The organism is Cupriavidus sp. TMH.W2 (assembly GCF_050847365.1).
Classification (GTDB): Bacteria; Pseudomonadota; Gammaproteobacteria; order Burkholderiales; family Burkholderiaceae; genus Cupriavidus.
Window position 1 is genome coordinate 3,206,117 of record NZ_CP193792.1, and the last position, 17,281, is coordinate 3,223,397.

At 67.1% G+C, this 17,281-nt stretch carries 13 protein-coding genes; 1 reads left to right on the forward strand and 12 read right to left on the reverse strand.

Going from position 1 to position 17,281, the window contains the following annotated elements:
- Positions 1-60 precede the first annotated feature (60 nt).
- A complete protein-coding gene (argJ, locus tag ACREYQ_RS14720) occupies positions 61-1,287 on the reverse strand; it encodes a bifunctional glutamate N-acetyltransferase/amino-acid acetyltransferase ArgJ (protein ID WP_432258306.1) in 1,227 nt (408 codons plus the stop codon).
- Positions 1,288-1,488: 201 nt separating this feature from the next.
- Positions 1,489-4,266 carry a preprotein translocase subunit SecA gene (gene secA / locus ACREYQ_RS14725; protein WP_432258307.1) on the reverse strand — a complete coding sequence of 926 codons (2,778 nt, stop codon included), beginning with the start codon at positions 4,264-4,266 and terminating at the stop codon, positions 1,489-1,491.
- 267 nt (positions 4,267-4,533) lie between these two features.
- On the opposite strand from secA, the gene ACREYQ_RS14730 reads away from it, so the two are divergent.
- Complete coding sequence (locus ACREYQ_RS14730; RefSeq protein ID WP_432258308.1) at positions 4,534-5,037, forward strand: DciA family protein; 504 nt, start codon at positions 4,534-4,536, stop codon at positions 5,035-5,037.
- A 220-nt stretch (positions 5,038-5,257) separates the two neighbouring features.
- Here the strand turns inward: ACREYQ_RS14730 and lpxC are convergent, their stop codons facing one another.
- From lpxC to murD, 10 genes are all read right to left on the reverse strand, one after another.
- The gene (lpxC, locus tag ACREYQ_RS14735) at positions 5,258-6,175 is read right to left on the reverse strand and encodes a UDP-3-O-acyl-N-acetylglucosamine deacetylase (protein WP_432258309.1); all 918 of its coding nucleotides are present in this window, start codon (positions 6,173-6,175) and stop codon (positions 5,258-5,260) included.
- 153 nt (positions 6,176-6,328) lie between these two features.
- Entirely contained in the window at positions 6,329-6,835 is a 507-nt protein-coding gene (locus ACREYQ_RS14740; protein WP_432258310.1) for a peroxiredoxin, read from the reverse strand.
- Positions 6,836-7,281: 446 nt separating this feature from the next.
- Positions 7,282-8,475, reverse strand: coding sequence for a cell division protein FtsZ (ftsZ, locus tag ACREYQ_RS14745; protein WP_432258311.1), 1,194 nt, complete (start codon positions 8,473-8,475; stop codon positions 7,282-7,284).
- Positions 8,476-8,655: 180 nt separating this feature from the next.
- A complete protein-coding gene (ftsA, locus tag ACREYQ_RS14750) occupies positions 8,656-9,888 on the reverse strand; it encodes a cell division protein FtsA (RefSeq protein ID WP_012353950.1) in 1,233 nt (410 codons plus the stop codon).
- Positions 9,885-10,805: a cell division protein FtsQ/DivIB gene (locus tag ACREYQ_RS14755; RefSeq protein ID WP_432258312.1), complete on the reverse strand. Its 921-nt coding sequence runs from the start codon at positions 10,803-10,805 to the stop codon at positions 9,885-9,887. Before ACREYQ_RS14755 ends, ftsA begins: the two co-directional genes overlap by 4 nt.
- Positions 10,806-10,832: 27 nt before the next feature.
- Entirely contained in the window at positions 10,833-11,816 is a 984-nt protein-coding gene (locus ACREYQ_RS14760; protein WP_432258313.1) for a D-alanine--D-alanine ligase, read from the reverse strand.
- Entirely contained in the window at positions 11,813-13,240 is a 1,428-nt protein-coding gene (gene murC, locus ACREYQ_RS14765; RefSeq protein ID WP_432258314.1) for a UDP-N-acetylmuramate--L-alanine ligase, read from the reverse strand. The genes ACREYQ_RS14760 and murC overlap by 4 nt, the downstream gene beginning before the upstream one ends.
- A gap of 22 nt (positions 13,241-13,262) precedes the next feature.
- Positions 13,263-14,333: an undecaprenyldiphospho-muramoylpentapeptide beta-N-acetylglucosaminyltransferase gene (gene murG / locus ACREYQ_RS14770; protein ID WP_432258315.1), complete on the reverse strand. Its 1,071-nt coding sequence runs from the start codon at positions 14,331-14,333 to the stop codon at positions 13,263-13,265.
- A gap of 124 nt (positions 14,334-14,457) precedes the next feature.
- Positions 14,458-15,699: a putative lipid II flippase FtsW gene (gene ftsW / locus ACREYQ_RS14775; RefSeq protein WP_432258316.1), complete on the reverse strand. Its 1,242-nt coding sequence runs from the start codon at positions 15,697-15,699 to the stop codon at positions 14,458-14,460.
- The gene (gene murD, locus ACREYQ_RS14780; protein ID WP_432258317.1) at positions 15,696-17,219 is read right to left on the reverse strand and encodes a UDP-N-acetylmuramoyl-L-alanine--D-glutamate ligase; all 1,524 of its coding nucleotides are present in this window, start codon (positions 17,217-17,219) and stop codon (positions 15,696-15,698) included. Before murD ends, ftsW begins: the two co-directional genes overlap by 4 nt.
- Positions 17,220-17,281: the final 62 nt, after the last annotated feature.

Genomic DNA, 17,281 nt, shown 5'->3' on the forward strand with positions numbered 1-17,281 from the left:
GGTATCGGCTGGCAGGGGAAATCGATGTCCTTCCCACGTGGGCGGGAAGGACGGACAGGGTCAAGAACGATAGTCGGCGTTGATCGACACGTAGTCGTGCGACAGGTCGCAGGTCCATACGGTCGCTTCGGCCTTGCCGCGGCCGAGCGCGATGCGCACGGTGATCTCGGCCTGCTTCATCACGCGCTGGCCGTCTTCTTCGCGGTAGTCGGGGTTGCGGCCGCCGTCGCGGGCGACCCAGACATCGTCCAGCCACAGGTTCACGCGGTCGACGTCGAGGTCATTCACGCCGGCGTAGCCGACTGCGGCCAGGATGCGGCCCAGGTTGGGGTCCGAGGCGTAGAACGCGGTCTTGACCAGCGGCGAGTGGGCCACCGCATAGGCGATCTGGCGGCACTCGGCCACATCCTTGCCGCCTTCGACGCGGATGGTCATCAGCTTGGTGGCGCCCTCGCCGTCGCGCACGATCATCTGCGCCAGCTCCTGCGCCAGCGCGGTCACTGCGTCGCGCAGCGCCTCGAAGGCAGGGCCCTCGGCACGGTCGATCACGGCGCCGGACTTGCCAGTGGCGATCAGCACGAACGAATCGTTGGTCGAGGTATCGCCATCGATGGTGATGCTGTTGAACGAGTGGTCGGCCGCGTACGACACCAGCGCCTGCAGCACCGGCTGGGCCACGGCGGCATCCATGGCGATAAAGCCAAGCATGGTCGCCATGTTCGGGCGGATCATGCCCGCGCCCTTGCTGATGCCCGACAGCGTCACGGTCTTGCCGTCGATCTGCACCGTGCGCGACGCCGCCTTGGGCTGCGTGTCGGTGGTCATGATGGCCTCGGCGGCGGCCAGCCAGTTGTCCGGCTTGGCATTGGCGATGGCGGCGGGCAGGCCGGCCACCAGACGGTCAACCGGCAGCGGTTCCAGGATCACCCCGGTCGAGAACGGCAGTACCTGCTCGGGGGCGATGTCCAGTTGCGCGGCCAGCGCGTCGCAGGTGGCACGGGCATTGGCCAGGCCCGGCTCGCCGGTGCCGGCGTTGGCATTGCCGGTGTTGACCACCAGCGCGCGGATGCCCTTGCCGGCAGCCAGGTGCTCGCGGCAGACCTGCACCGGCGCGGCGCAGAAGCGGTTGCTGGTGAAGACGCCGGCCACGGTGCTGCCTTCGGCCACGCGCACCACCAGCACGTCCTTGCGGTTGGCCTTGCGGATGCCCGCCTCGGCCCAGCCCAGCTCCACGCCGGCGACGGATTTCAGGTTCTCTGCCTGGGGCAGCGGAAGATTGACGGGCATGATCACTCCATTCGTTGGTACCGTCATTCCCGCGTAGGCGGGAATCCAGCGTCTTTCACGTCCCCTTCGGGGATAAGGCCACTGGGTTCCCGCCTGCGCGGGAACGACGAAGCATTATTCACACGTTCGCTGCGCCACTGACAAACATGCCCGCTTGCGCGGGCATGTTGCGGCGTTACTGCCTGTCTCGCTGTTCGTGGCTCAGCTGAGCTTGCCGTGGCACTGCTTGAACTTCTTGCCCGAGCCGCACGGGCACGGGTCGTTGCGGCCGACCTTGGGCATCTCTGCCAGCGCCAGCTCGGCGGCGGCCATGGCCATACCGGTGCGCGGCGACGGCGCTTCTTCCACCGGCTCGCGCCCTTCGGCGAACTCGTCATGCTTGTACTGCACGTTCTCCAGGTGCGACAGGCCTTCCTCGATCTCTTCCGAAGCCTGCTCCAGCTCTTCCGGCGACTGGATCTGCACGTTGAAGGTCACGCGCGTGACTTCGTTCTTGATCAGGTCCAGCAGGCGCGCAAACAGCTCGAACGACTCGCGCTTGTATTCCTGCTTGGGATCCTTCTGCGCATAGCCGCGCAGGTGGATGCCCTGGCGCAGGTGGTCCAGCGCGGCCAGGTGCTCGCGCCAGTGCGTGTCGATGCTCTGCAGCATGACCGAGCGCTCGAAGCCGGCGAACGACTCGCGGCCGACCAGCGCGACCTTGCTGTCGTAGCGCTCCGCGGCCGCCTTCATGATCTGGTCGAGCAGCGCATCGTCCTCGATGCTCTGCGCGCCCTCGATGGTCTGCGCCAGCGGCAATTCCAGGCCCCAGTCCTCGCGCAGGCGCGTTTCCAGGCCGGCGATGTTCCACTGCTCTTCCATGGTGTCGGCCGGCACGTGGTCGCGGAACAGCTCGACGATCACGCTCTCGCGCAGGTTGCCCACCATCTCGCCGACATCCTGGGCTTCCAGCACGTCGTTGCGCAGCTTGTAGATTTCCTTGCGCTGGTCGTTGGCGACGTCGTCGTATTGCAGCAGCTGCTTGCGGATATCGAAGTTGCGGCCTTCGACCTTGCGCTGCGCCGATTCGATCGAGCGCGTGACGATGCCGGCCTCGATCGGCTCGCCCTCGGGCATCTTCAGGCGTTCCATGATGGCGCGCACGCGGTCGCCCGCGAAGATGCGCAGCAGCTGGTCGTCCAGCGACAGGTAGAAGCGCGACGAGCCCGGGTCGCCCTGGCGGCCGGCACGGCCGCGCAGCTGGTTGTCGATCCGGCGCGACTCATGGCGCTCGGTGCCGACGATATGCAGGCCGCCGGCGGTCTTGACCTGCTCGTGCAGCGACTGCCACTCATCCTCGAGCTGCTTGATGCGCGCGGCCTTCTCGGCGTCGGACAGGTTCGGGTCCGCCTCGATAAAGCCGGACTGCTTCTCCACATTGCCGCCCAGCACGATGTCGGTACCGCGACCGGCCATGTTGGTGGCAATGGTGATCATCTTGGGGCGGCCGGCCTGGGCCACGATCTCGGCTTCGCGCGCGTGCTGCTTGGCGTTGAGCACCTGGTGCGGCAGCTTCTCGCGGTCGAGCAGGCCCGACAGGTATTCCGAGGTCTCGATCGAGGTGGTGCCCACCAGCACCGGCTGGCCACGCTCGTAGCAGTCGCGGATATCGCGCACCACGGCGTCGTAGCGCTCCTTGCCGGTCTTGTAGATCTGGTCCTGCTGGTCCTTGCGCTGGGCCGGGCGGTTGGTCGGGATCACCACCACTTCCAGGCCGTAGATCTCCTGGAACTCATACGCTTCGGTGTCAGCCGTGCCGGTCATGCCGGCCAGCTTGCTGTACATGCGGAAGTAGTTCTGGAAGGTGATCGTCGCCAGCGTCTGGTTCTCTTGCTGGACGGTGACGCCTTCCTTGGCTTCCACGGCCTGGTGCAGCCCGTCGGACCAGCGGCGGCCGGTCATCAGGCGGCCGGTGAATTCATCGACGATCACGACTTCGTCGTTCTGCACCACATAGTGCTGGTCGCGATGGAACAGGCTGTGCGCGCGCAGGGCGGCGTACAGGTGGTGCATCAGCGTGATGTTCTGCGGCGCGTAGAGCGACTCGCCTTCGCCGATCAGGCCCAGCTGCGACAGGATCTCTTCGGCCTTCTCGTGGCCGGCCTCGGTCAGGTAGACCTGGTGGCCCTTCTCGTCGACGAAGTAGTCACCCGGCTTCTCGACACCCGTGCCATCGGCCTTTTCCTCGCCGATCTGGCGCTCGAGCAGCTTGGGGATGCCGTTCATGCGCTGGTACAGGTCGGTCTGGTTCTCGGCCTGGCCGGAGATGATCAGCGGGGTGCGGGCCTCGTCGATGAGGATCGAGTCCACTTCGTCGACGATGGCGTAGTTCAGCGGGCGCTGCACGCGTTGCGACGGGTCGTAGACCATGTTGTCGCGCAGGTAGTCGAAGCCGAACTCGTTGTTGGTGCCGTAGGTGATGTCCGAGTTGTACGCCGCCTGCTTGGCGTCGTGCGCCATCTGCGACAGGTTCACGCCCACCGACAGGCCCAGGAAGTTGTACAGCCGGCCCATCCACTCGGCATCGCGCTGTGCCAGGTAGTCGTTGACGGTGACCACGTGCACGCCCTTGCCGGTGATGGCATTCAGGTACACGGCCAGCGTCGCGGTCAGCGTCTTGCCCTCGCCGGTGCGCATTTCGGCGATCTTGTTGTCGTTCAGCACCATGCCGCCGATCAGCTGCACGTCGAAGTGGCGCATCTTCATGACACGCTTGCTGGCCTCGCGGCAGACAGCGAAGGCCTCGGGCAGCAGCGCCTCGATAGATTCGCCGCCGGCGTGGCGCTGCCGGAAGGTCTCCGTCATGCCGCGCAGTTCGTCGTCCGAGAGCTGCTCGAACTTCGGCTCCAGCGCATTGATCTGCGCCACCGTGCGGAGATATTGTTTGATCAGCCGCTCATTGCGGCTGCCGAAGACTTTCTTGAGAAGGCCCGTGATCATCGATTGCTTTCACCTGCGCGGAACCGGGTTGGCATCCCCAGGGAAGGCGGGTTGCTCCGGCGGCCGGGCGCGGTAATGGATAGATTGGCGCAAAACGCCGAGTTTATCATGTGCCGGGGTCACGGCCGGCTGGGGGCGGGCCGTGTTGCACCGGAGCCGCCACACCCGCCTGAATATTGTCCCGGGGGCTTGCCAGCCGCAGTTTGGGGTGATCGCGCCAGCTTCAATCCTGGGCGTGCGCGCGCCGCCCCTTGCTAGAATGGATGCATGCGCCGCTTCACCCACCACGCCCTGCAAACCCCCGCCGCCAAGCCGCTCAACGACTGGCTGGCCAAGGCCGGCCCGGTTTCGTCACTGATGCAGACCGCGCGCCAGCTGTCGGCGCTGGAGGCCGAAGTGCTGGCCCTGCTGCCCGCCGGCATGCACGCCGGCCTGGCGGTGGCCGGCATCAAGCGCGATCCGGGCGACCCGAACGGGCAGGTACTGCTGTTGCTGGCCGCCCACGGCGCAGCCGCGGCGCGGGTGCGCCAGATCGTGCCGACGCTGCTCGGGCGGCTGCAGCAGCGCGGCTCTCCGGTCACCTCGATCCGGGTACGGGTGCAGCCGGAGGTGCAGCGCCACTCGGACTGGGAAGTGGAGCCGGTGGCACGCCCGCGCACCGGCGGCCGCATGACGCCCACGGGGCTGGCCAACCTGGACCAGCTCGCGCGCAGCCTGCCTGACTCGCCGCTGCGCGACGCGCTCAATACCCTGCTGGCCCACCACCGCTGACGGCCTGCGCGCGCCAGAAAACAAAAAGCCGACCCGAGGGTCTAATGCCGTTCAGTTAGCGACTGTCGTTCCCGCGCAGGCGGGAACCCAGTGACTTCATCCCCGAAGGGGACGTGAAAGACGCTGGATTCCCGCCTGCGCGGGAATGACGGTAGGGCTTGAGACCCTAACAGAACGGCATTAGACCCGAAGGTCGGCTTTTTCATGCCTGCGCGGCGCCTCAGGCGAAGGCCGGCTGTGCCTGCGGCAGGAACGCGGCCGGCGCTGCCTCGGCGCGGTCAAAGGTGACCAGTTCATAGGCTTCCTGGTCGGCCAGCAATGCACGCAGCAGCTGGTTGTTCAGGCCGTGGCCCGACTTGTTCGCCACATAGGCGCCGATCAGCGGATGGCCCACCACATACAGGTCGCCGATCGCATCCAGGATCTTGTGGCGCACGAACTCGTCGCCGTAGCGCAGCTCTTCGTTGTTGAGCATGCGGTGCTCGTCCAGCACGATCGCGTTGTCCAGGCTGCCGCCGCGCGCCAGGCCCATCTCGCGCAGGGCCTCGACCTCGTGCGCAAAGCCGAAGGTGCGGGCGCGGGCGATCTCGCGCACGTAGCTGGTGTCGGCAAAGTCGATCGAGAAGGTCTGGCCGGTCTTGTCGACGGCCGGGTGGCGGAAGTCGATGGTGAACGACAGCTTGAAGCCGAAGAACGGCTCCAGCCGCGCCAGCTTGTCGCCCTCGCGCACTTCCACCGGCTTCTTGACGCGGATGAAGGTCTTCAGCGCGTTCTGTTCTTCGATGCCGGCCGACTGCAGCAGGAACACGAAGGACGCGGCGCTGCCGTCCATGATCGGGATTTCCTCGGCATCGACGTCGACATAGAGGTTGTCGATGCCCAGGCCCGCGCAGGCCGACATCAGGTGCTCGACGGTCGAAACCCGCGCGCCATCCTTCTGCAGCACCGACGCCAGGCGCGTGTCGCCAATGGCCGACGCGGCCACGGGAATCTCGACGGCCTCGGGCAGGTCGACGCGGGTAAAGACGATGCCGGTGTCCGCCGGCGCGGGACGCAGGGTCAGCGTGACCTTGCGGCCCGAGTGCAGGCCGATGCCGACGGTCTTCACCAGGGATTTGATCGTGCGCTGTTTGAGCATGACAGCCTCAACTATTATTAAAATCTATCGTATGATTTTTTTGATTAAGCGATTTTACCACCGCCTGAAGGGCCTTGCAGCCAGGTTTTGTTTCCGGCTGTTAACACCGCCTTAACAAGTTACGTATTATCCACGTTTACCCGGATAACTGTGTCAGCCGCGCAACGCTGCCAGCACCGCCTCGGCGCTGCTGACACGGAACTCGCCAGGTGCCTCGACATCGAGGCGGGTGACGACGCCGTCTTCGATCACCATTGCGTAGCGCTTGGAGCGCACACCCATGCCGCGAGCCGTCAGGTCCTGGTCCAGGCCCAGCGCGCGGGTCCACTCCGCGCTGCCGTCGGCCATCATGCGCACCGTGCCGGCGGCGTGCTGCTCACGGCCCCAGGCGCCCATCACAAAGGCGTCGTTGACCGATACGCACCAGACTTCGTCGACGCCGGCTTCGCGCAGCGCGGCGGCGTGCTGGACAAAGCCCGGCACATGCCTGGCCGAGCAGGTCGGCGTAAAGGCGCCAGGCAGGCCGAACACCACGATCTTGCGGCCGCGGACCAGGTCCGCCACCTTGAAGGCATTGGGGCCGAGCGCGCAGCCGTTGCCTTCGGTATCGAAGAATTCCTGCAGCGTGGCGTCGGGAACGCGGGAACCGACAGTGATCATGGGTCGTGGTCTCCTGGGTTTTCTGAAGAATAGTCCGGATGCCGGGGTGCGGAGCCGCGCCCCGGCGCAGGGCAACCTCAGGATCATAGGCTTCCTGCCGGCGTTGCCAAAGCCGGTTCACATCCGGTGACATCCGGCGCAAACCCGATACACGTTGCTACAAAGACGTCCGCGCGACGCACCTGTTGGGTGCGCCGCGCGGACGGCGATACATCCCGACCGGGAAGGCGGGAAACCAGTCCGGGGAGGCGGCCAGCGGCACGCCCGTCCCGGCGACGGGATGCGGGTGAAGCTCGGTCCGGCGCAGGCGCGGCGCCGCCGGCGGCCCGGCGGTTCACGTCAGTCCATGCAAGGCACGCGCGGATAGGGAGCGCACGTGCATCGCGACAAGGCGACGCGTTCCGTCAGGCGGCCGGTGGAGGCACCGATGCCGCGCCAGGCAGGGCTCAGTCTGCCTGCTTGCGCAGGAAGGCCGGGATATCGTACGTATCCACACCCTTCTCCTGCAGCGCAGCGACGTGGGCCGATGCCGACTCACGCGAGCTGCGCCACACTGCCGGCGTATCCAGGTTGCTGTAGTCCGGCGAGCTGTGCGTGGCCGCGGCGGCGGTCATGCTGGCCATCATCTGCACCGGCATGTTGTCGGTGCCGGTCTTGAGCAGGGTCATCGGCTGTTGCTTCTTGGCCGAGCGGCCCAGGCCCGTGGCCACCACCGTCACGCGCAGCGCATCGCTCATCGAATCGTCGTACACCGTACCGAAGATCACGGTCGCATCTTCCGCGGCATAGCTGCGGATGGTGTTCATGACTTCCTTGGTTTCCGACAGCTTCAGCGAACGGCTGGCGGTGATGTTGACCAGCACGCCGCGCGCGCCGGACAGGTCCACGCCTTCCAGCAGCGGGCTGGCAACGGCCTGCTCGGCCGCCAGGCGGGCGCGGTCCACGCCCGACACGGTGGCCGTCCCCATCATGGCCTTGCCCTGCTCGCCCATCACCGTCTTCACGTCTTCGAAGTCGACGTTCACCAGGCCGTCAACGTTGATGATCTCGGCAATGCCGGCCACCGCGTTGTGCAGCACGTCGTCGGCGCACTGGAAGCACTTGTCCATCTCGGCGTCGTCGCCCATCACTTCGAACAGCTTCTCGTTGAGCACCACGATCAGCGAGTCGACGCTCGATTCCAGCTCGCTGGAACCGTGTTCGGCCACCTTGGCGCGGCGCGCGCCTTCGAACTCGAACGGCTTGCTGACCACGCCCACGGTCAGGATGCCCATCTCCTTGGCCACCTGAGCGACGATCGGCGCGGCGCCCGTGCCGGTGCCGCCGCCCATGCCGGCAGTGATGAAGACCATGTGCGCGCCGCGCAGGGCGTCGGCAATCTGCTCGCGGGCCTGGTCGGCACAACCGCGGCCGACTTCCGGCTTGGCGCCAGCGCCCAGGCCCGTATTGCCGAGCTGCAGCACGCGCGAAGCGGTCGAACGCTTGAGCGCCTGCGCGTCGGTGTTCATGCAGATGAATTCGACGCCTTGCACGCCGCGGCTGATCATGTGCTGCACGGCATTACCGCCCGCGCCGCCCACGCCGACCACTTTGATGATGGTGCCGTCCTGCACTTCCGTTTCGATCATGTCAAAGTCCATCACTGCCTCCGAGAAAAATCAGTCCCCAGACGATGCAGCCTCCCCGCCGCAACCCCTGGTTTCTGAACAAGAAACCAATAAAAAGAAAACCAGAAAACTTCCATTCAGCACGCAGGCCTGTCCGGTAGACCGATCCGCCCGCGCGCCGTTGCATCGTCAGCGCGTCAATTTCCGCATGGATCAGAAATTGCCGACAAACCATTCCTTCATGCGGGTCCACACCTGCTTGACCGAGCCGCTCTGCACGGCCACCTTGCGTCCGCGCATGCGTTGCACGCGGCCTTCCAGCAGCAGGCCCATCACGGTCGCGTAGCGCGGGCTCTTCACCACCTCGTGCAGGTTGCCGCGATACTCCGGCACACCCACGCGCACGGGCTTGAGGAAGATGTCCTCGCCCAGCTCGACCATGCCCGGCATCATCGCGGTGCCACCGGTGATGACCACACCGGACGACAGCAGCTCTTCATAGCCCGACTCGCGCACCACCTGGTGCACCAGCGAGTACAGCTCTTCGATACGCGGCTCGATCACCGCGGCCAGCGCCTGGCGGCTGAGCGTGCGCGTGCCGCGGTCGCCCACGCCCGGCACTTCGATCATGTCTTCCGGGTCGGCGATCGCCTGCTTGGCGATGCCGTACTGGATCTTGATGTCCTCGGCGTCGGGCGTCGGCGTGCGCAGCGCCATCGCAATGTCGTTGGTGATCTGGTCGCCGGCGATGGGGATCACGGCCGTATGGCGGATCGCGCCTTCGCTGAAGATGGCGATGTCGGTGGTGCCGCCGCCGATGTCGACCAGCACCACGCCCAGTTCCTTCTCGTCCTCGGTCAGCACCGCCAGGCTGGAGGCCAGCGGCTGCAGGATCAGGTCGTGCACTTCCAGGCCGCAGCGGCGCACGCACTTGACGATATTCTGCGCGGCGCTGACCGCGCCGGTGACGATATGCACCTTCACTTCCAGGCGGATGCCGCTCATGCCGATGGGCTCGCGCACGTCTTCCTGGCCGTCGATGATGAATTCCTGCGTGAGGATGTGCAGGATCTGCTGGTCGGTCGGGATATTGACCGCCTTGGCGGTCTCGATCACGCGCGCCACGTCGGTCTGCGTGACCTCCTTGTCCTTGATCGCCACCATGCCGCTGGAGTTGAAGCTGCGGATGTGGCTGCCGGCGATGCCGGTGAAGACCTCCGAAATCTTGCAGTCGGCCATCAGTTCGGCCTCTTCCAGCGCCTTCTGGATGGACTGCACGGTGGCCTCGATATTGACCACGACCCCTTTCTTCAGACCCTTGGACTCTGACTGGCCCATGCCGATCACCTCGTAGCTGCCGTCGGGGCGCAGTTCTGCCACCACCGCCGCCACCTTCGAGGTGCCGATATCCAGACCGACCAACAGGTCCTTGTATTCCTTGCTCATCGGGTTTTCTCCGCGTTCTTGCTCTTCAGTCGCGTCGGATTGTTGTTGGAAGTACCTGAAACCGTTGCTGCCGCCGCCGGCTTGGCCGCGGTCGCTGCTTTCACCACCTTCGCCGCCTTCTCGGCCCGGACCGCCGCCGCAACCTGCGCGTCGGTCAGGAAGCGGGCATTGGCGGCGCGGATGGCAAAGCCGTTGGGATAGCGCAGGTCGGCAGACTCGATCTGGCTGCCCCATTGCTGGGTGACCTGCGGCCAGGCCGCGACAAAGCGCCGCACGCGCTGGTCCATCGCCACGCGTTCCTCATCGTTCTGCTCGCGGCCCAGTTCGATCTCCATGCCGTTGGACAGTCTGGCGCGCCAGGCATAGCGGCCGGACAGCGCTACTGCCAGCGGCTCGGCCTTGAGCGGCTTGAACCACTCGCGCATGACCTCGAGCTTCTCGATCACGTCGCCCTCGCTGTCCGGCGGCCCGTCCAGCGCCAGCAGCTGCGCATCTTCTTCGGCCTCGGCGGTGTTGGCGACAAAGACCTCGCCATAGGTATTGATCAGGCGGCCGCTTTCGGGCGGGCCCCAGGTGCCCAGCGCCTCGTGTTCCTCGACTTCTACCGCCAGGCCGTTCGGCCACTCGCGCCGCACGCTGGCGCGCCGCACCCACGGCACCGACTCGAAGGCCTGCCGCGCCGCGTTCAGGTCCAGCGTGAAGAAATTGCCGGTCAGCTTGCCCAGCGCGCCGGCGCGCACGCTGGGCGCGTTCACGTGGCGCAGGGCACCGCCGTCCAGCGGGCCGATCTCCACATGGGTGATGGCGAACACCGGCCGCTGCGCCAGCCACAGCAGGCCTGCCGCGAGCGCCATCAGCACCACTAGCGCGTACAGCGCGGAGGCGATCAGGTTGAGCAGGCGTGCGTTATGCCACATGGTCCGGTGGGGTCCTGTTCGGTTGCGTTATTCGGGTTTCCAATGCTCGTTCGGATGCAGGTCCAGCGTTGCGGCAGCCACCACCTGCATCACGAAGTCCTCGTAGCTGATGCCGACCGCGCGCGCCGCCATCGGCACCAGCGAATGGCCGGTCATGCCGGGCGAGGTATTCATCTCGAGCAGGAAAGGCTTGCCGTCGGCGCGCAGCATCACGTCGGCGCGCGCCCAGCCGCGGCAGCCCAGGACGCGGTAGGCCTGCACCGCCAGCGCCTGGACTTCGCGTTCGACTTCAGGGTCCAGGCCCGACGGGCACAAGTACTGGGTATCGTCAGTAAAGTACTTATTTTGATAGTCGTAGTTGGCTTCGGGCGCGACGATGCGGATCACGGGCAGCGCTTCGGCGGTGTCGCCCTCGCCCACGATCGGGCAGGTCAGCTCGGCGCCGTCGATAAAGGTCTCGGCGATGACGTCGTGGTCCAGCGCCGCGGCCTTCTCGAAGGCCGCGCGCATCTGGTCCGCCGCGGTGACCTTGGTCAGGCCGATCGACGAGCCTTCGCGCGCCGGCTTGACGATCAGCGGCAGGCCCAGGTCGGCGGCCACGGCGTCGAAGTCGGTGCCGGCATGCAGCATGGCAAAGCGCGGCGTGGCCAGGTCGTGGGTCATCCACAGGCGCTTGGTGGCCTGCTTGTCCATGGCCATGGCCGAGGCCAGCACGCCGCTGCCGGTGTATGGCACGCCCAGCTGCTCGAGCAGGCCCTGGATGGTGCCGTCCTCGCCGTAGCGGCCATGCAGCGCGATAAAGACACGGTCAAAGCCGGCCGCGGCCAGCTCGGCCACGCCCTGCAGGCCCGGGTCGAAGCCATGCGCGTCCACGCCGCGCGAGAGCAGCGCGGCCAGCACGCCGTTGCCGGACATCAGCGAGATCTCGCGCTCGGCCGAGCGCCCGCCCAGCAGCACACCGACCTTGCCCAGCGACCTGGGATCGATATTGGGATGGGCGACGAAGCTCATGCCTGGCTCCCTTGCTGCAGCGGTTGCTGGTGCGACACCAGTTGTCCGGGCACGCCTCCGATCGAGCCCGCGCCCATTGTCACGACCACATCGCCGGGCCGGACGGCATTCAGGATGGCCTGCGGCATGTCTTCCATCTGCTCCACGAAAACAGGTTCTACCTTGCCGGCCACGCGCAGCGCGCGGGTCAGCGCACGGCCGTCGGCGGCCACGATCGGGGCTTCGCCGGCGGCGTAGACCTCGGCCAGCAGCAGGGCATCGACGGTGCCCAGCACTTTGACGAAGTCCTCAAAGCAATCCCGCGTACGGGTAAAGCGGTGCGGCTGGAACGCCAGCACCAGGCGGCGCCCCGGGAACGCGCCGCGCGCGGCGGCCAGCGTGGCCGCCATCTCAACCGGGTGATGGCCGTAGTCGTCCACCAGGGTGAAGGTGCCGGCGCCGTCGGGCGTGGCCACCTCGCCGTAGCGCTGGAAGCGCCGGCCCACGCCGTGGAATTCGCGCAACGCCTTGACGATGGCGGCATCGGGCACTTCCAGCTCGGTGGCAATGGCGATCGCCGCCAGCGCGTTCTGCACGTTGTGCAGGCCGGGCAGGTTCAGCACGATCTCCAGCGGCGGCTCGGCATGGCCGTTGAGCTGGCGCCGCACCGTGAAATGCATCTGGCCGTCGACCGCGCGCGCGTCCACGGCGCGGATCTGCGCGTCTTCGGCAAAGCCGTAGCGCACCACCGGCTTGGACACGAACGGCAGGATCTCGCGCACGTTGGGGTCGTCCACGCACAGCACCGCGATGCCGTAGAACGGCAGCCGCTGGGTGAACTCGATGAACGCCTGCTTGAGCCGGGCAAAATCGTGCCCGTAGGTGTCCATGTGGTCGGCATCGATATTGGTGATGACCTCCATCACCGGAAACAGGTTCAGGAACGATGCGTCGGACTCGTCGGCCTCGGCCACGATGAAGTCGCCCGTGCCCAGGCGCGCATTGGCGCCGGCCGAGTTCAGGCGGCCGCCGATCACGAAGGTCGGGTCCAGCCCGCCTTCGGCCAGCACCGACGCCACCAGGCTGGTGGTGGTGGTCTTGCCGTGCGTGCCGGCGATGGCCACGCCCTGCTTCAGGCGCATCAGCTCGGCCAGCATCACCGCGCGCGGCACCACCGGGATGCGCTTGCTGCGGGCGGCCAGCACTTCGGGGTTGTCGCCGCTGACCGCGGTCGACACCACCACGGCGTTGGCGCCGGTCACGTTGGCCGCGTCATGGCCGTGCATCACCGTGGCGCCCAGCGACGCCAGGCGCCGCGTGGCGGCATTGCTGCCCACGTCCGAGCCCGAGACCTTGTATCCCAGGTTCAGCAGGACCTCGGCGATGCCGCTCATGCCGGCCCCGCCGATGCCCACGAAGTGGATGTTCTTGACGATATGCTTCATTCGATTGCTGCTTGTAAAGGCTTCAGTCCCTGGCCAGCTCGCGGCATACCTCGGCAACGCGCCGGGTAGCCTCTGGCCTGGCCAGTCCGCGCGCCAGGCGCGCCATGTCTTTCAGCTGCGGCCGGGTCAGGCTGGCGATGGTCCGCGCCAGGCCTTCGGCCGTCAGGTCTTTTTGCTGCACGAGCAGGGCCGCGCCCTGACCCGACAAAAACTTTGCGTTGGTGGTCTGGTGGTCGTCCACCGCGTGCGGGAACGGCACGAACAGCGCCGCCACGCCCGCCGCGGCCACTTCCGAGACCGTCATCGCGCCGGCGCGGCAGATCACCAGGTCCGCGTCGGCATAGGCCCTGGCCATGTCGTCGATAAACGGCAGCGTCTGCGCCGGCACCCGCGCGGCCGCATAGTTGGCGCGCAGCGTATCGATCTGCTTCGCGCCCGCCTGGTGCGTCACCACCGGGCGCTCGCCCTGCGGCAACAGCGCGATGGCCCGGGGCACCACCTCGTTGAGCGCCGCGGCGCCGAGGCTGCCGCCCACCACCAGGATGCGCAGCGGGCCACTGCGCTGGTCGTAGCGCGCCTCGGGGGCGTCCAGGTGCGCCAGTTCCTCGCGCACCGGGTTGCCCGTCCATTCACTGCCGGGAAGCGCATCCGGGAACGCGCACAGCACCCGGTCGGCCACTTTGGCCAGCACCTTGTTGGCCAGGCCCGCGATCGAGTTCTGCTCGTGCAGCACCAGCGGGCGCCCCAGCAGCGAGGCCATCATCCCCGCCGGGAAGGTGATATAGCCGCCCATGCCAAGCACCACGCTCGGGCGCACCCGGCGCAGCGCGACGATGCTCTGCCAGAACGCGCGCAGCAGGTTCAGCGGCAGCAGGAACTTGGTCACCAGCCCCTTGCCGCGCAGTCCGCCGAACTGGATGAACTCCATCGGGATGTCGTGCCTGGGCACCAGCGTGGCTTCCATGCCGGTGCGATTGCCCAGCCACACCACTTTCCAGCCCTGCTCGCGCAGCGCCTGCGCGACCGCCAGCCCCGGGAACACATGTCCCCCGGTGCCGCCGGCCATCACGAGCAGGGTGCGCGGTGCGGTCATACCTTCCCTCCGCGCATACCATCGTCATTCCCGCGAAGGCGGGAATCCAGCGTCTTTGACGCGCCGGCGAAAGTCACTAGGTTCCCGCCTTCGCGGGAACGACGGGCAATGAAGGATTGAGGGCTCATACCTTCCCTCCACGCATCAGCACCCGGTTCTCATAGTCGATCCGCAGCAGGATCGCCAGCGCCACGCAGTTCATCAGAATCCCCGAGCCGCCATAGCTGACCAGCGGCAGCGTCAGCCCCTTGGTCGGCAGCAGGCCCAGGTTCACGCCCATGTTGATAAAGGTCTGCCAGCCGATCCACACGCCGATGCCCTTGGCCACCAGGCCGGCAAAGGTGCGGTCCAGCTGCAGCGCGGTGCGGCCGATACCGAAGGCGCGGCGCACCAGCCAGTAGAACAGCACGATCACCACCAGCACGCCGATAAAGCCGAATTCCTCGCCGATCACCGCCAGGATGAAGTCGGTATGCGCTTCGGGCAGGTAGTGCAGCTTCTCGATGCTGCCGCCCAGCCCCACACCGGTCCACTCGCCGCGCCCGAAAGCGATCAGCGAGTGCGTCAGCTGGTAGGCCTTGCCCAGCGCATTGCTCTCTTCCCATGGATTCAGGTAGGCGAAAATCCGCTCGCGCCGCCACGGCGACGCGGTGATCAGCAGCGCGAACGCGCCCACCGCCACGCCGACCAGTCCCGCAAACAGCTTGCCGTTGATGCCGCCCAGGAACAGGATGCCCATCGCCACCGCGGCGATCACCAGGAACGCGCCCATGTCGGGTTCCAGCAGCAGCAGCATGCCCACCACCACCACCGCCACGCCCATCGGCAGGAATCCCTTGGACACGGTCTGCATCCACTCCTGCTTGCGCACGGTGTAGTTGGCGGCATACAGCACCACCGCCAGCTTCATCAGCTCCGACGGCTGGAAGTTCATCACGCCCAGCGGAATCCAGCGCCGCGCGCCGTTCACGCCCTTGCCGATGAACGGCACCAGCACGATCACCAGCAGGATCAGCGCCACGATAAAGAGCTTGGGCGCATAGCGGTCCCACACCTTCACCGGGATCTGGAACGCGGCCAGCCCGACCGACAGCCCGATCAAGAGCGCAAACGCGTGCCGCAGCAGGAAGTGGCTTTCGCGGTAGTTGGCGTAGCGCGGCGAGTCCGGCAGCGCGATCGAGGCCGAATAGACCATCACCAGGCCGAGTGCGAGCAGCACGATCGAGACCCACAGCATGGGCTGGTCGTACTCCATCATGCGCGAACGGGTCGGCTTGACGCCCGACACCGCGTCGCGCAGGCCGCCCCAGGCATTGCCGATGGTGGCGCCGATAAAACCGCTGCGCTTGACCTGTGCATCGTTCATGGCAGGATCCCCCGTGACAGGGCCAGTTCTTCCACCGCGCCGCGGAAGACCTCGGCCCGATGCACGTAGTTGCGGAACATGTCAAGGCTGGCGCACGCCGGCGACAGCAGCACCACATCGCCGGCTTCGGCCAGTTCGGCGGCCTTCGTCACGGCGTCTTCCAGCGTGGTGGCGTCGGCCAGGCTGGCGCCGCTGCCCTGCAAGGCCGCAGTCAGCACCTCGCGCAGCTCACCCGCCGCGCGGCCGATCAGCACCACCGCGCGCGCGTACTGCGCCACCGGCGCGGCCAGCGGCGAGAAGTCCTGGCCCTTGCCTTCGCCACCGGCGATCAGCACCACGCGCTTGTCCAGCCCCGACAGCGCGGCCACGGTAGCACCCACGTTGGTGCCCTTGCTGTCGTCGAAATACTCCACGTCGTCGATGGTGGCGACCCACTCGACTCGGTGCGGCTCGCCGCGGTACTCGCGCAGGCCGTGCAGCAGTGCGTTCATGGGCAGGCCGATGGCCCGGCACAGCGCCAGCGCGGCCATCGCGTTGGTGGCGTTGTGCATGCCGCGGATATGCAGCGCGTCGGCCGGCATCAGGCGCTTGTGGCGCACCGGCATGGCTTCCCGGGCCGCCTCGGCGGCCTTGCGGCGGCGCGGCTTGCCCTCCCCTTCCGCATCCGGATCGGGTTCGGCCAGCACCAGCCAGGGCATGCCGCCTTCGCGCAGGATGCCGAAGCTGCCCGGCGCTTCCGGCAGGTCGGTGCCGAAGGTCACCAGGGTGCGCCCGGGGCGCGCCATGTCCAGGGTCAGGCGGTCGTTGCGGTTGAGCACCTGCACGCACTCGCTGTCAGCCGGCCCGAAGATGCGGGCCTTGGACGCGGCGTAGGCCTCCATCGAGCCATGCCAGTCCAGGTGGTCCTGGGTGACGTTGAGCACGGTCGCCGCGGCCGGCGCCAGCGTATGCGTGGTTTCCAGCTGGAAGCTGGACAGCTCCAGCACCCACACGTCCGGCAGCGATGCCGAGGCGATGCAGGCCGACAGCTTGTCCAGCGCCGACGGGCTGATATTGCCCGCCACCGCCACGCTCTTGCCGGCGCGCTCGACCAGCCGGCCGGTCAGCGCGGTGGTGGTGGTCTTGCCGTTGGTGCCGGTGATCGCCAGGATCTTCGGCGCGTAGCCGGACTCGGCTTCCAGGTGGCGCAGCGCGCGCGCGAACAGCTCGATCTCGCCCCACACCGGGATGCCGCGCGCCCGCGCGGCGGCCAGCAGCGCGCCGGTGCCGGCTTCCAGCGGCGACAGGCCGGGGCTGATCGCCACCAGGCCGATGCCGTCGAGCAGGCTGTCGGAGAACGGGCCGCCGACGAATTCGGCCGAAGTCAGCTCGGCCTGCAGGAAGACAAGGTTGGCGGGGGCCTCGCGCGTGTCGGCCACGCGCACCGCGCAGCCGTTCAGGCCACACCAGCGCGCCATGGCCAGCCCCGACTCACCGAGGCCCAGTACCAGCACATGAGGTTTCTGCAGCTCGCCAAACACTTCGATTTCCTGCCCTTGGTTTCCTGTATCTAAAGAGAGAGCGCCGTCAGTCCCTGACCTGC